The sequence below is a fragment of the Vibrio sp. 378 genome, from assembly GCF_033339435.1.
On sequence record NZ_JAWOUO010000438.1, the window covers coordinates 1 to 764 of the forward strand.

The following is a 764-nucleotide window of genomic DNA, read 5'->3' on the forward strand; positions in this document are numbered from 1 at the left end:
CGACAAAGTTGTTGAGTAGTTGCGAGGGGCAGAGCACTTTATCTTGAATATTTTTGCTTACTGCAAAGCAGTGATCCGAGAGATAGCCTGAGCATCTGTCCAGCCCGTCGTAAAGCCACAGTTTGCCCGATGACGACTCACCTGCATGATAAGTTGAGACCAAACGCGGAAAAGTGCGAGTGAGCAGTTTGGCGGTGCGAGCCAGTATGCTCGCCTTGTAACCGTGAGTGTGCAGTACACTCGGTTGGTGATGCGCGACAGCACTGGTGAGGTGCTTGATCGCGATTGTATTCGAAGGAACACCAGATATTTGCGGTAAATAGCTGGTGGGAATGTTCGCCGCTTGCGCTTTTTCTACAAGCTGTGCTTGAGGTGTGTACTCCGTTGGCAACACAATACGCACGGCGTGCCCAAACGCGAGAATGCCTTTTGCCAGCTCTAATATGTGGCTTTCGATGCCGCCAAAAATGCGGCTATCAACAAAAATCCAAACTTCGCCCACAATGGGTAAATCAGGATTGTTCGAGATTAACTTCATCCGCTTCCCACGCTTGTTTTTTACGATAGACCGTTGAAGGGCTTAGCTCCAGCATCACAGCGGCATTGAGCACGTTACCATCACAATAGGCGATCGCGTTTTGAATCGCTTCACGTTCGACTTGCCACATTGGTCGGATACTTCCGTCTGCATTAAAGTACGGCGATAAGGAATGACTCGGTGTTTCAACGCCGACAGTAGGTTGTGTTTGTTGAGCAGGCGCCTC

At 50.0% G+C, this 764-nt stretch carries 2 protein-coding genes; both read right to left on the reverse strand.

Features of this window, described 5'->3' with window-relative positions; genetic code table 11:
• Positions 1-538, reverse strand: a 538-nt coding sequence (locus tag R7Q48_RS26790) for a glycosyltransferase (RefSeq protein ID WP_318133269.1), incomplete at its 3' end; no start/stop codon positions are given.
• A partial coding sequence (locus tag R7Q48_RS26795; protein ID WP_318133271.1) for a helix-turn-helix domain-containing protein occupies positions 513-764 on the reverse strand: 252 nt, incomplete at its 5' end. The genes R7Q48_RS26790 and R7Q48_RS26795, both read right to left, overlap by 26 nt.